Source organism: Mesorhizobium sp. USDA 3734, from assembly GCF_056279665.1.
This window is the reverse complement of sequence record NZ_JBWCCW010000001.1, coordinates 6038817-6051771: the sequence shown is the minus strand read 5'-3', so window position 1 is coordinate 6051771 and position 12955 is coordinate 6038817. Positions and strand designations below refer to the sequence as shown.

General features: G+C 62.2%; 13 protein-coding genes and 1 pseudogene. 5 read left to right on the top strand and 9 right to left on the bottom strand.

The genetic code is table 11. The annotated features are described in order from the left end of the window. Positions 1–15: 15 nt before the first annotated feature. The 3 genes from ACZ89F_RS28960 (at position 16) to nhaA (ending at position 3253) form a co-directional block, all read left to right on the top strand. Positions 16–1347 (top strand): ActS/PrrB/RegB family redox-sensitive histidine kinase, encoded by a 1332-nt coding sequence (locus tag ACZ89F_RS28960; RefSeq protein WP_476095461.1) that lies wholly within the window; start codon positions 16–18, stop codon positions 1345–1347. An 85-nt stretch (positions 1348–1432) separates the two neighbouring features. Then, positions 1433–1996 carry an ActR/PrrA/RegA family redox response regulator transcription factor gene (locus ACZ89F_RS28955; RefSeq protein ID WP_111544836.1) on the top strand — a complete coding sequence of 188 codons (564 nt, stop codon included), beginning with the start codon at positions 1433–1435 and terminating at the stop codon, positions 1994–1996. 60 nt (positions 1997–2056) lie between these two features. Further along, on the top strand, positions 2057–3253 hold the full coding sequence (gene nhaA / locus ACZ89F_RS28950) for a Na+/H+ antiporter NhaA (protein WP_476095460.1): 1197 nt from the start codon (positions 2057–2059) through the stop codon (positions 3251–3253). Between the two features lie 9 nt (positions 3254–3262). Here nhaA and ACZ89F_RS28945 read toward each other — a convergent pair whose 3' ends face one another. The 4 genes and pseudogenes from ACZ89F_RS28945 to ACZ89F_RS28930 all read right to left on the bottom strand — a co-directional run bounded on the left by ACZ89F_RS28945 (position 3263) and on the right by ACZ89F_RS28930 (position 5847). Then, positions 3263–3763, bottom strand: a complete 501-nt coding sequence (locus ACZ89F_RS28945) for an MmcB family DNA repair protein (RefSeq protein ID WP_476095458.1) — start codon at positions 3761–3763, stop codon at positions 3263–3265. A 634-nt stretch (positions 3764–4397) separates the two neighbouring features. Further along, complete coding sequence (locus ACZ89F_RS28940; protein WP_476095456.1) at positions 4398–4565, bottom strand: hypothetical protein; 168 nt, start codon at positions 4563–4565, stop codon at positions 4398–4400. Positions 4566–4940: 375 nt separating this feature from the next. Then, a pseudogene (locus ACZ89F_RS28935) lies at positions 4941–5329 on the bottom strand (sunset domain-containing protein). Between the two features lie 158 nt (positions 5330–5487). After that, the gene (locus ACZ89F_RS28930; protein WP_476095454.1) at positions 5488–5847 is read right to left on the bottom strand and encodes an SMR family transporter; all 360 of its coding nucleotides are present in this window, start codon (positions 5845–5847) and stop codon (positions 5488–5490) included. A gap of 798 nt (positions 5848–6645) precedes the next feature. Between ACZ89F_RS28930 and ACZ89F_RS28925 the strand changes: the two genes are divergently transcribed. Beyond that, positions 6646–6864, top strand: a complete 219-nt coding sequence (locus ACZ89F_RS28925; RefSeq protein WP_476095453.1) for a hypothetical protein — start codon at positions 6646–6648, stop codon at positions 6862–6864. A gap of 409 nt (positions 6865–7273) precedes the next feature. Here ACZ89F_RS28925 and cueR read toward each other — a convergent pair whose 3' ends face one another. Continuing rightward, positions 7274–7696 (bottom strand): Cu(I)-responsive transcriptional regulator, encoded by a 423-nt coding sequence (cueR, locus tag ACZ89F_RS28920; RefSeq protein ID WP_476095452.1) that lies wholly within the window; start codon positions 7694–7696, stop codon positions 7274–7276. A gap of 227 nt (positions 7697–7923) precedes the next feature. Between cueR and ACZ89F_RS28915 the strand changes: the two genes are divergently transcribed. Beyond that, positions 7924–8541: a L,D-transpeptidase gene (locus ACZ89F_RS28915; protein WP_476095451.1), complete on the top strand. Its 618-nt coding sequence runs from the start codon at positions 7924–7926 to the stop codon at positions 8539–8541. A 176-nt stretch (positions 8542–8717) separates the two neighbouring features. Here the strand turns inward: ACZ89F_RS28915 and ACZ89F_RS28910 are convergent, their stop codons facing one another. The 4 genes from ACZ89F_RS28910 to murJ form a co-directional block, all read right to left on the bottom strand. Continuing rightward, on the bottom strand, positions 8718–9287 hold the full coding sequence (locus tag ACZ89F_RS28910; protein WP_476095450.1) for a NifU family protein: 570 nt from the start codon (positions 9285–9287) through the stop codon (positions 8718–8720). Positions 9288–9562: 275 nt separating this feature from the next. Then, positions 9563–10054, bottom strand: a complete 492-nt coding sequence (locus ACZ89F_RS28905; RefSeq protein ID WP_056590042.1) for a universal stress protein — start codon at positions 10052–10054, stop codon at positions 9563–9565. A gap of 105 nt (positions 10055–10159) precedes the next feature. Beyond that, complete coding sequence (gene trpS, locus ACZ89F_RS28900; protein ID WP_476095448.1) at positions 10160–11227, bottom strand: tryptophan--tRNA ligase; 1068 nt, start codon at positions 11225–11227, stop codon at positions 10160–10162. Positions 11228–11344: 117 nt separating this feature from the next. After that, positions 11345–12952, bottom strand: coding sequence for a murein biosynthesis integral membrane protein MurJ (gene murJ, locus ACZ89F_RS28895; protein ID WP_476095447.1), 1608 nt, complete (start codon positions 12950–12952; stop codon positions 11345–11347). Between the last annotated feature and the right edge of the window lie 3 nt (positions 12953–12955).

Here is a 12955-nt window from a genome sequence, read left to right as displayed (position 1 = left end):
CTACGGCTGTAATCCATGGCCATGATCAACGTTTTGCGTTCGCCCGATTTCCAGCAGAGCCAGAGACTGCGCCTCAACACGCTGATCCGGTTGCGCTGGCTTGCCATTGTCGGGCAGAGCCTGACGGTGCTTGTCGTCGCCTATGGCCTGAAATTCCCGCTACCGGTCAGCCTGTGCTTCGCGCTGATCGCCTGCTCGGCCTGGATGAACCTGTTTCTCGCCTTCCGGTTTCCAGCGGCGCACCGGCTCACGCCGCTGGCGGCCTTCGGCATCCTCATCTTCGACAGCCTGCAGCTTGCCGGCCTGCTCTACATGACAGGCGGTCTCACCAACCCGTTCTCGCTGCTGATGACGGTGCCTGTCGTCATTTCGGCGACATCGCTGCCGCTGCGCCTGACCGCCATCCTTGGCGGGCTGGTGATGTCGGCGGCGACCTTTCTGGTCTTTGTCCACCTGCCGCTGCCCTGGCATGAGGACGCGCCGCTGGCGATGCCCTTCATCTATGTCGCCGGCATATGGATGGCGGTACTGTCCTCGATCGCCTTCACCGCCATATACGCCTTCCGGGTGGCTGCCGAAGCGCGGCTTCTGGCCAATGCCCTTGCCGCCACCGAGCTGGTGCTGCAGCGCGAGCAGCACCTGTCGGCGCTCGACGGGCTGGCCGCGGCGGCAGCACATGAGCTAGGCACGCCGCTTGCCACCATCGCGCTTGTCGCCAAGGAGATGGAAAAGGCGCTCGGCAAGGATCCGAAATACGGGGAAGACGTGACGCTGTTGCGCTCGCAGAGCGAGCGTTGCCGCGAGATCCTCAAGCGGCTGACCAGCCTGTCCTCCGAGGGCGAGGCGCATCTTTCGCGGCTGCCATTGACCTCGCTGGTCGAGGAGGTCACCGCGCCACATCGCGACTTCGGCATTTCGATCAAGCTTCGGCCCGGCGAACGCATCGGGCCCGAGCCGGTTGGGCGCCGCAATCCGGGCGTCATCTACGGCCTCGGCAATCTGGTCGAGAACGCCGTCGATTTCGCCCGCAAGAGCGTCACCGTGCGCTGGAGCTGGGACGACGCCGCCGTGACCTTCTCGATCATCGATGACGGACCCGGCTTTCCGGCCGAGATCATCGACCGCATCGGCGAGCCCTATATGTCGACGCGCCAGGGCAATGAAGCCGGCGGCGGCCTGGGGCTCGGCCTGTTCATTGCCAAGACTTTGCTCGAACGCTCGGGCGCGACGCTCGATTTTCGCAATTCAAGCGGCCTGGGCGAGGGCGCCGTGGTACAGATATCGTGGCCACGTAGTGTGTTCCTCAATCCGGAAATCACTTCGGCCAGCATGTTCGACACCGCCTGAGAGCCTTGAAGGAGCTCTAAAAATTGGACAATGAGGCTCAGGAACTATATCTGCGTAAAATTAAGGCAGCAGGAATTTTGAGACTATGACAGGCGACGAAAATATTGGCGCAATGGTTGAAGGCGAGGACACCTCGCTGCTCATCGTCGATGACGACAAGCCGTTCCTCACGCGTCTGGCCCGCGCCATGGAAACCAGAGGCTTCGTGGTCGAGACGGCCGAGAGCGTCGAGGAGGCGGTTGCCAAGGCGCGCGCCAATCCGCCTGCCTATGCCGTGGTGGACATGCGGCTCGGCGACGGCAACGGCCTCGACGTGGTCGCGGCCATCCGCGAGAAGCGCGATGATTCCCGCACCATCATCCTGACCGGCTACGGCAACATCGCCACCGCGGTGACGGCGGTGAAGCTCGGCGCCGTCGACTATCTCTCCAAGCCCGCCGATGCCGACGACATCTTCGCCGCACTCACCCGCACCGCCGGCGAGCGCGCGGCACCGCCGGAAAACCCGATGTCGGCCGACCGCGTCCGCTGGGAGCATATCCAGCGCGTCTATGAAATGTGCGAGCGCAATGTCTCCGAGACGGCGCGCCGGCTCAACATGCATCGCCGCACGCTGCAGCGGATACTGGCCAAGCGCGCGCCGCGCTGAGGCGCGGCTTGCGCATCTTGCGGAATGACGCCGGCCGACAGGCGGCATGACGGAGGCGACATGCAGGACTTGAAGCAGCGGCCGGTTTCCGTCTTCCGCGAATTCCTCGATGGCGAGGCGGCCGGCGGCATCATCCTGATGGTGGCCGCCGCCCTGGCGCTGATCGTCGCCAATTCGCCGCTCGCCGAAACCTACTTTTCCGCGCTCCATGCCTATCTCGGCCCGCTCAGCGTCTCGCACTGGGTCAATGACGGGCTGATGGCGGTGTTCTTCCTGCTCGTCGGGCTGGAGATCAAGCGCGAGGTGCTGGACGGCCAGCTCTCGACCTGGCCGCGACGCGTCCTGCCCGGCATTGCCGCCGCCGGCGGCATGCTGGTGCCGGCGCTCGTCTATGTCGCCATCAACCGCAACAATACGGCGGCACTGTCGGGCTGGGCGATCCCGACCGCCACCGACATCGCTTTCGCGCTCGGTGTGCTGTCGCTGCTCGGCAGCCGCGTGCCGGCCTCGCTGAAGGTCTTCCTTACCGCGCTTGCCATCATCGACGATCTCGGCGCCGTCATCATCATCGCCATATTCTATACCAGCGGCCTGTCGCTCACCTATCTGGGGGCTGCCTTCGCCGTCATTGCCGTGCTCGTCGTGCTCAACCGCATGCGGGTGATGACGCTGGTTCCCTATCTCGTGCTCGGCGTCATCCTGTGGGTGCTGGTGCTGAAATCCGGCGTCCATGCCACGCTTGCCGGCGTGGCGCTGGCGTTGACCATCCCGCTCGAACGCTCCGCCGGGATTGGCCACGACCTCGACCATTCGCCGCTGCACCGCCTCGAGCACGGCCTGCACAAGATAGTGCCCTTTGTCGTCATCCCGATCTTCGGTTTTGCCAATGCCGGCGTGTCGCTCGCCGGCCTGAGCTTTGGCGCGCTGGTCGAGCCGTTGACTTTGGGTGTCGCCGCCGGCCTGGTTATCGGCAAGCTGGTTGGCGTGTTCGGCTCCTCGGCACTTGCCATCCGGTTCGGTCTTGCCGACCTGCCTGCCAACGCCGGCTGGTCGCACATGATAGGCATCTCCCTGCTGTGCGGCATCGGCTTCACCATGAGCCTGTTCATCGGCCTGCTCGCCTTCGCCAGTGACGTGGCGCTGCAGGACGCGGTCAAGGTCGGCATCCTCGCCGGCTCCTTCATCGCCGCCATCCTTGGTGCTGCCGTGCTTTTGATGGCGCCGCCGGTTGGTGGGGTGGAAGCGAGCGAAGAGTAAGGCAAAAACCTACTCGCTCTCCCCCTCGAGTGCCGGCACCGACACGCCGGCAAGTTCCGCCGCCAGCAGCCGCGAAGCGCCGGCCCGCGCGATCCGCAGCATCAGCGCCTTGCGCGTTGCCGCCGCCATGCGGTGCTCGGGCGCATCGCGCAGGATCTCGGCGCCGTAGCCGTCGGAGAGGATGAAGCCGCACTCCTCTGGAAAGATCTCGGAGGGCACGCCGGGGTGGGTGGCGAAGAAGAAGCGGTCGGAATGCAGCCGGTAGTCTGGCCATTTGCGGTCGACCCTGAAATCCTCGATCGAGGATTTGATCTCGATGATCCAGATGTCGCCCTGCCGGGTCAGCGCGACGAGGTCGGCGCGGCGGCCGGTGGCCAGCGACAGTTCGGGCAGCACGTGGGCGCCCATTTCCCTCAACAGCCGCTGCACGCCGCGCCGCACAAGCATGGCGCGTTCTGATTGGCGACCGTCGATGAGAGGGTTGATCTGGATAGGGGAGATTATTGGCATGGCAGGCACCATGCCAGATTCTGTTCACGGTTTGAACCTGTTTTATGGAGGTGATTGTACGGTTGACAAACCCAAAGCGAAATAGGAATATGGTCCTGACGGGCCGGCGCCCATACCTGTTTGACAAGCTAGGCTGTGCAGGTACGCTTTAGCCGAGCTACAGGGACATCCATGGCCGAAAGAAGTAAAACTGCAGACGCGGTCCTCAAGGGTGTTTTGATCGCACAAGTGCTTGTTGGAGGCGGTTTCGTTGGCTTCTGGCTATGGACCGGGAAAGCCACCATCCCAAGGCACGGCGGCGGCTGGCTTGACCTTGGTCGGATCCAAGACCCATACCTCTATTGGTCTCTACTGATTGTAATTTCAGGCGTGACGGTCGCCTTCCCGATCCGGTACCTCTACCAAGGCCCACCGAAGCGCTAGGCGCTACCCAGGAGGCCCTTATCGACCGGCCATTGTATATTTGACATACCCGGATATACCCAAAAGAAGTCAGGCATTGATCCTTGAAAGATTGAGCTTGCGGTGCATACCGTCGCTCCCATGGGGACGCGTGACGCAAAATCGAACACTACCGAAGGCCAAACAGATGTGGGCCTTCGACCTTGACGCTCTGCGCAATGCTTTCAGAAAGTCAGTTCAGGAACACAAAGTCACGGCGGCCGATTGGACGGAACACGCCAAGCAGTTCCTCGAGAAACAAAGAGATCGCCAGCGCAAATCGACTTGATGCGTCGCGCAGATCAACTTCGATTGTTAACCATAAGGCAGCAAGACAAAAGTCTTGCTCCTCACCAACCAAGGTCTGATGTTACCCCTTTAGTTCCGCGAATGTCCATTGGACGTTCTATTATATTAGCAAATCTAAATATATACATAAAAGGATGGCCGGTGCTGGGCTATGCTAGGGGTTGAGTTGGCACCGGCCATCGCGGGATCAGGTTCTTGGCGATTGGGATCGTCCCGCATTGCCAAGCCTCGAAGACGGGCGGCCTCGACCTCGTGAAGGCCAGCCTTGTGGGGTGCCGCAACTTCCACTGCAAAATATAGACAGCAGGACTAAGGTCTTGCATTCCATACGCAAAGGTCCGGGAGGACTGTAAAAGTTCCACAAATGTTTGTTGGACGTTCCGCACTTTAGCCAATCATCATATATTGGTTGCCGTAGCGTAATGACCTATCGTCTTGCCTTACGCCAGCCCGCGGCACGTGCTTCCGCTCCGAACAAAGCCAGCGCTCACCATAGTGCGGGCTTATCCTCGTCTCCCAGTAATGCTCTTGTCCGGGGACATGGTAAATGTGCTCCCCGGTGTTGATGCTGATGTTGCCTTTGATGTTGCAGTTGCCGGATGCGCCGGTTGTCATGCCGCTAAGCCAACCGGTGGGCACCACACCCGCGATGGCTTCGAGGCTGCCTGGGCTTACCGTGACCAACACGGCCAGAGGAACCATCACCAGCGCGAACAGGTACTGCGGTGGCCACAAACGACGCCGCCGCTTCCTGGCGTTCTTACGCCAGCGGCTAGCCTGGTTGGCGCCGCCTTGATGTCGCTGGACTTTGCCCAAGCCCTCTCTCCCCAAGAGGAGAATGCTTCCAGCGCGAGCGAGAGTCCATAAGCATTTTCTAATTTACAAGTCCTGCCCAGTTCCATCGAAGGAGCGGCGCATCCCTCCGTGCCTAGCGGCGCCCGGTAAACGCGCGCACCTGACAAACCCGGTCCAAATTAATGGGCGCTGGTTTTGGACAGCAGGTTCAGGACCAAGACGCCAGCCAGGATCAGGCTCATGCCGACGAAGCCCGCCAGGTCAGGCCTTTGCCCATAGACAATCCAGGCGACCAACGCGACGAGAACAATGCCGCCGCCCGCCCATACTGCATAGGCGACGCCGACCGGAATTCGATCGAGTACCTGGGATAGAAAGAAAAACGCCGCTGCGTAACCGAGCACCACCAATATCGACGGGCCAAGCCTGGTGAAGCCCTCCGAGGCTTTCATAGCGCTCGTTGCGACGACCTCACCGATAATAGCTAAGGCAAGAATGGCATAAGCAGGCACGGCTAAACCTCCAGTGACGGGAGGCATCTAATGATCAGAACGCTACAGCGGCGTCACGTTCACTTTCCCGTGATGGGCACCACCTGGCTGGGCGGTTCGCGGCCTCATCGATCGTGAGTCGCGCCCCTGTCCTCTGGACTACGGTGATCATCATTAATTAGCTAGCGCGAATATAAAGGGAAGGTGGTATTTTGGATGGCAGCCGGAGCTCCCCCATTACACCCCGCTCCGGTCAGGCCCGGTGGCGATCCACCCAAAGGAAGGCTACCGGGCCGCCGTTCCCTGCCATCCATAGTTGGGGAGTAGGAGCGAAATCTGAGTAAGTCACGTCGAACCGCCCGCCAAACGTAGCACCCGTCCAAATATATAATCGTCGCCAAAATGGCCGACGCGGATGCCGGTGAGACAACATTGCCTAAGTCGGGTCGGCCATCTGCGGCGAATTAGGGGTGCCGCCCGCCAAACTCAGCGCCCCGCAAAAGGCGAGCAACGCACCCTGCGGCTTGGTTAAAATCGTACAGCCGAGCCCCGTGCGCCTTTCGCAACCAAGCCATGGGCCGCTCGTTGATCCTGAGCTGGGTTGATCCCCCGGCACTCCAGAGCCTGCCCGCTGCCCGACGGTGGCGGGCCTTTTTTGCCTGGTTGGAATTCTTGCCAATAGCAACAGCGAAGGCCTCGGCGGATGCCGAGAGCCTTCGCGTTTGCCGGCTTTCGTCAGAAGCCGATCCAGAAGGATCTGCGGAAACATCTGCGGCGCCAGTAACCGTGACGCCAATAGCGCCGGCAAACCCGTCTCCAACCGCGACGGCGGCGGTGCCACCTGCGATGCCGCACGAACTCGATGCCGTCTTGGACATCCGGACCATCCTGGTCGAGGATGGCGTCGGACGGTTTGTCGAGTTCATCGAGAATGCCGGGTCCCGAATTCGGGATGCCGGCCAACGCAGTGGCAGGACGCGCAAGTGCGACCACGGTCGCAGCCCCTGCCAGCCCAAGCATTCCAGTCAGAAACAATCGCCGATCCATGCCAACCTCCATCGTTGATCATTGCGACAAGGAAGACATAGAGCGGCAGATTGACGCGCCCAGATGCCGAAGAAAATTGTGTCGATTGAACTGCGTGCGCGGCTGTGGCAGGCCTTCTTTAGCACCGGCTTGACAATCCGTGCGCCCAAATGCACCACTTCTCCTGGGCATTGAGGGACATCTCATGAAGAAGACTTATGAACGACCGACGCTGGTGAAGCGCGAAAAGCTCACGACGGTTACGGCCATCGTGTGTGTTTCAGGCTGCCCCGTTTGACCGGAGCCGCGGGCCTCAACAGGTCCACGTCGCGACCGATGGAAAGCACGGTCGACGGCCCACAATCGCTCCGCTAGACGCACTGTCCCTTTGACAGATCGTCCGCTGCGGACGGCTCCGTTGTCACGACCGACTTTCAGCGGTTTCTTCCTAGGGTCTCGCTGAAGCGGCCTTGTCGTCCAGCATGGGGGCGCCCGCCATGTCATCAAGGATCGGGCAGTCCGGCCTTTCGTCGCCGTGGCAGGCATGGATCAGTTTCTGCAAGGTCGAGCGCATCGACTGCAACTCGCGCACCTTCTCTTCGATCGCCGTGACATGGGCGGCGGCGATCTCGCGCACGTCGTGGCTGGCGCGGCTACGGTCCTGGTAGAGCGCCATCAGCTGGCGGCAATCGTCGATGGAAAAGCCGAGATTGCGCGCGCGGCGCAGAAAGGCCAGCCGGTGGATGTCGTCTCCGGAGTAATCGCGGTAGCCGTTGGCGGCGCGCGCCGGGGCGATCAGGCCGATCTCCTCATAGTAGCGGATGGTCTTGGCCGGCAGGCCGGAGCGATGGGCGGCGTCCCCGACATTCATGACGATTCTCCTCGATTCTCAGGAACTCGTGGACTTGGCCCCTTGAATTTCCTTCACAATCCTGTGAGGGCTGTTGCCGAAATGCCATAGTGATACGCTTACCAGCACGTCAACTCCGGCATATAGGCATCGCGCGCTTGGCAAGCAAAGCAAATGCCAGCATGAATGATGGTGAGAAAGCGGCCGACTCGTGCCGCCGAAGTTGGGGCGGGGCACCGGATTACCTGATGCGCATGAAGTCGTTTGCAATAGTCGCCGCGCTGGCGCTTTCCACTGCTATCGCCGGTTGCAGCACCATCGGCTCGCAGATCTTCTCCAACGACTATGGCGCGGTCACCGACGCAGGTTACCAGCTGCCGCGCATCCCGATCGAGAAGGTGCCGATGAAGTACCATCGGCAGGAAGTGAACTACGACAGCCCGGAAAAGCCTGGCACCATCATCGTCGATACGCAGAACAAGTTCCTCTACTTCATCGAGGGTGACGGCCGCGCAATCCGCTACGGCATTGGCGTCGGCCGCGAGGGTTTCGAGTGGCACGGCATTGCCCATATCGCGCTGAAGCGCGAATGGCCGACCTGGACGCCACCGAGGCAGATGATCCAGCGTCAGCCCGAACTGGAAAAGTTTGCCGGCGGCATGGAGCCGGGCCTGAAGAACCCGCTCGGCGCGCGTGCCATGTACCTGTTCAACAAGGGCGGTGATTCGGGCTATCGCCTGCATGGCAGCCCGGAGTGGAATTCGATCGGCAAGGCAATGTCGTCAGGCTGCATCCGCCTGATGAATCAGGACATTATCGACCTCTATGACCGCGCCTCGGTCGGCGCCAAGGTCATTGTTCTTTAGATCATGATGCCGAGAAACCGGTACCGGTCCTCGGCAAAATCATGATCAGATAGAGGCAGCTTTCGTACGCGGACCGTCTAGGCAACAACGGACGTCCCAAACAGAAAACCGGGCAATTCGGCCCGGTTTTTTGTTGTTTGCGATGGATCGAATTTGTTAGCCGGCAAGCTGAATGATCAGGAGACCTGCTCGACCTGCTGCACTTCCGGCACGAAGTGGCGCAGAAGGTTCTGGATGCCGTGCTTCAGCGTCGCCGTCGATGACGGGCAGCCGGCGCAGGCGCCTTTCATGTGCAGGAACACCGTGCCGTTCTCGAAGCCACGGAAGGTGATGTCGCCGCCATCCTGAGCGACCGCCGGGCGCACCCGCGTGTCGAGCAGTTCCTTGATGGTGATGACCAGATCCTCGTCGGCCTTGTCGTAGAACTCGCCGGTCTGGCTGGTCTCGGCGGCCGGGCCGGCCTTGGCCATGACAGGCGCGCCGGACATGAAATGCTCCATGATGGCGCCCAGGATCGCCGGCTTCAGATGCTGCCAATCGGGGCCGTCCTTGGTCACGGTGATGAAGTCATAGCCAAAGAAAACACCGGTGACGCCGGGAATCTCGAACAGCCGGCCAGCCAGCGGCGAGGCAATAGCGGCGCTGTCGGCATCGCGGAAGTCAGCGGTGCCTTCCAGAAGCACTTCCTTGCCGGGCAGGAATTTCAGCGTCGCCGGGTTTGGCGTCGATTCGGTCTGGATGAACATGGCCATCTCCGTGCCCGTTGTGGGCAGCTAGTTTGGAATAATTCTAAATAGGCTCAATTGGCTGGACATTCAAGCGAAACGCATCGCCGGAACGGCTGGCTGGCGGAATGTTTTTTCGGCTCTTACCACACTTTGAGGTGTGTTGAGATTCAGGTCAGGCCGAGTCGAAAATGGTGGTGTCCGAGAACCGGAGCGGAGCGTACTTTGGTACGCGAGCACCGGAAGCGCAGGACACCGCCATTTGCAGGCCGGCATCACCCGAAGATCAACACATCTCAGGCGAGGCTGTCGATCTCCTCGTCTGACAGATTCTGCGGCACGACGGTCACCGGGATCGGGAAGGCGGCGCCCTTGCCGGCCACAGCGCCGACCAGCGGCCCGGGGCCTTCCTTGCCGGCACCGGCGGCCAGCACCAGGATGGCGATGTCCTGGTCTTCCTCGATCAATTTGTGGATCTCTTCCGTCGGCTTGCCTTCGCGCACCACCATTTCAGGCTCGATGCCAAGCTTCTGGCGTACCTTGTTGGCATAAGTATCGAGTGCTGCGCGCGCCGTGGCGGTCGCCTCCTCGCGCATGATCTTCTCGACGCCCAGCCAGTGCTGGAAATCATCCGGCTCGATGACATAGAGCAGCACCAGCGTGCCGCTGGTGCTCTGCGCCCGCTTCGAGGCGTAGGCGACGGCGCGCTCACACTCCGGCGTGTCGTCGATGATCGCCAGGAACTTACGGCGATGGCCGGCTTCGCGGCTGAGGCGTTTGGAGACCATGTCTATCTACTCGATGCCATTTCGGCCGCAATCTGCCACTGCGGCGGGCCGGCGACAAGCCGCCCGGTCTTGTGCCAGTGTTGGCAGTGCACCCGACATTGGGGATCAGCCCTGCAGCAGCCCGATGATGTCGCGCACCGTCTTCATCGTCGCTTCGGCCAGCACGCCGGCGCGCTCGCCGCCGTCCTTGAGCACCGCATCGACATAGGCACGGTCGTCGGAAATGCGGCGCATCTCGCTCGCGATCGGCGCCAGCTTTTCCACGGCAAGGTCGGCCAGCGCCGGCTTGAACACCGAAAACTGCTGGCCGGCGAACGCCTTCAGCACATCCGCCTTCGACATCTCGGCGAGACCCGCATAGATGCCGACAAGGTTGTCCGCCTCGGGCCGGCCGGCCAGACCGTCCAGCTCGCTCGGCAGCGCTTCCGGGTCGGTCTTGGCCTTGCGGATCTTCTTCGAGATGGCATCGGCGTCGTCGGTCAGGTTGATGCGCGACAGATCCGACGGGTCCGACTTCGACATTTTCTTGGAACCGTCGCGCAGCGACATGATGCGCGCCGCCGGTCCGCCGATGACCGGCTCGGTCAGCGGGAAATAGCCGTTCACGGTCTCTTCGCCGACCTGCATCTCGACACCGACGCCAAGGGCGGCGATGCGGTCGGAGAAGTCGTTGTTGAACTTCTGCGCGATGTCGCGGGTCAGCTCCAGATGCTGCTTCTGGTCCTCACCCACGGGCACGTGGGTGGCACGGTAGAGCAGAATGTCGGCAGCCATCAGGGAGGGATAGGCAAGCAGGCCAAGCGACGCGTTCTCGCGGTCCTTGCCGGCCTTGTCCTTGAACTGCGTCATGCGGTTCATCCAGCCGATGCGCGCCACGCAATTGAAGATCCAGGCGAGCTCCGCATGCTGCATGACCCGCGACTGGTTGAAGACGATGTGCTTCTTCGGGTCGATGCCCGAGGCCAGGAACGCCGCGGTGATCGACCGCGTCTGGTCGGCGAGGTCTTCATAGACGAGTTGGGCTGTCAGCGAATGCAGGTCGACGACGCAATAGATGCAATCGGACGTGTCCTGCAGGGCGACGAATTTCTTGATCGCGCCGAGATAGTTGCCGAGATGCAGATTGCCGGTCGGCTGGACCCCGGAAAAGACGAGTGGCTTGAAGGCGGTCATGATTGTCCTCATGGCTTGTGGAGGGCCGTTTCGCGCGCGGCGAAAGTCTTTCGACGGCGCGCTTATGGACGAAGACGGCGCCGCGATCAAGACGGCGCTGCAGGTGGATCTGGCGCTCTACTCGTCCAGTTCGGTCTTTGCGACCGGTGGCGCCGACTTGCCCGATCCGCGTTTGACATTGCGACGGATCATGCCGAAATCGGCGCCGCCGGTAGCAAACGCGGTGATGAAGTAGAGCAGCGCACCGCCGGCGACCAGCGACAGAAGCGTCGTCGCCTTGACCACCAGCGGCGAGCCCGGCCCGAGCCTGACTGCGAACCAGTGCTCGGCGAAATAGAGCGCCGTTCCCATCACCACCGCCGACAGCACCAGCCGCGGAATGCGTTTCATCAGCGGCACGTCGCGGCCCCAATGGCCGCGTCGGATCAGGACTCCGAGCAGCATCAGCGCGTTGACCCAGCCGGCGACGGCCGAGGCCACCGCGATGCCGGGCGCGCCCATCCGTGGAAACAGCGTCAGCGCCGTGGTGACGTTCACCGCCACCGAGATGGCGGCAAACATCATCGGCGTGCGCGTGTCCTCGCGGGCGAAATAGCCTGGGGTGAACGCCTTGATCAGCACGAAGGCCGGCAGGCCGAGGCCGAAGATCGCCAGGATCGCCGCAACTGTCGGCGTCGAGCCGTTGGCGGCGAACGCGCCGCGCTCATAGACCAGCCGCACGATAGGCTCCGACATCACCCAGAGTGCGGCGGCTGCCGGTAGCGTCAGGAACAGCGTGAATTCGACCGAGCGGTTCTGCAGATTGGCCGCTTCGATCAGATTGCCCGACTTCAGCGCCCGCGACAGTTCGGGCAACAGCACGATCGCCACCGCCACGCCGACCACGCCAAGCGGCAGCTGGTAGATGCGGTCGGCATAGGCGAGCGAGGAGACCGCGCTGTTCTGCGCCGAGGCGATCGCCGTGCCGATCAGCTGGTTGATCTGGGTGATGCCGCCGGTGATTGCCGCCGGCAGCGCCAGGATCAGCAGCCGCTTGACCGCGGGCGTCATTTTCGGACGGCGGAAGCCGATCGAGATGCCGGCATGGCGCACCGCCACCCAGACGATCGCCAGTTGCACCAGTCCGGCGGCAAGCACGCCCCAGGACAGCCCGTAGCCGACTGTCAGCGCGTCCGAGCCCTTGTACCAGGCATAGGCGAGCACGCCGATCAGGATGATGTTGAGGAAGACCGGTGCTACCGCGGCGGCGAAATAGCGGCGCAGCGAATTCAGCATACCCGCCATCATGGCGCCCAGCGACATGCAGATCAGGTAGGGGAACATGATCGTCGCCAGCGTCACCGTGGTGTCGAATTTCCCCGGCGTGCCGGCAAAACCCGGCGCCACCAAATAGCGCACGATCAGCGGCATCGACAGTTCCATGACGATGGTCAGCGCCAGCAGCGCCGTGAACAGCACGCCGAACACTTCCTCGGAGAAACGCTTGGCGCCGTCGGTGCCGTGGGTTTCGATCTCCTTGGCAAACAGCGGCACGAAGGCGGCGTTGAAGGCGCCTTCGGCAAACAGCCGGCGAAAGGTGTTGGGAAACTGGAAGGCGGCGTTGAAGGCGTCGGCGACCGGTCCGGTGCCGAGTGCGGCCGCCATCAGCATCTCGCGGCCGAAACCGAGCGCGCGGCTCATCAGCGTGCCGGAAGCAACCGTTGCGAATTTCTTGACGAGGCTCATGCG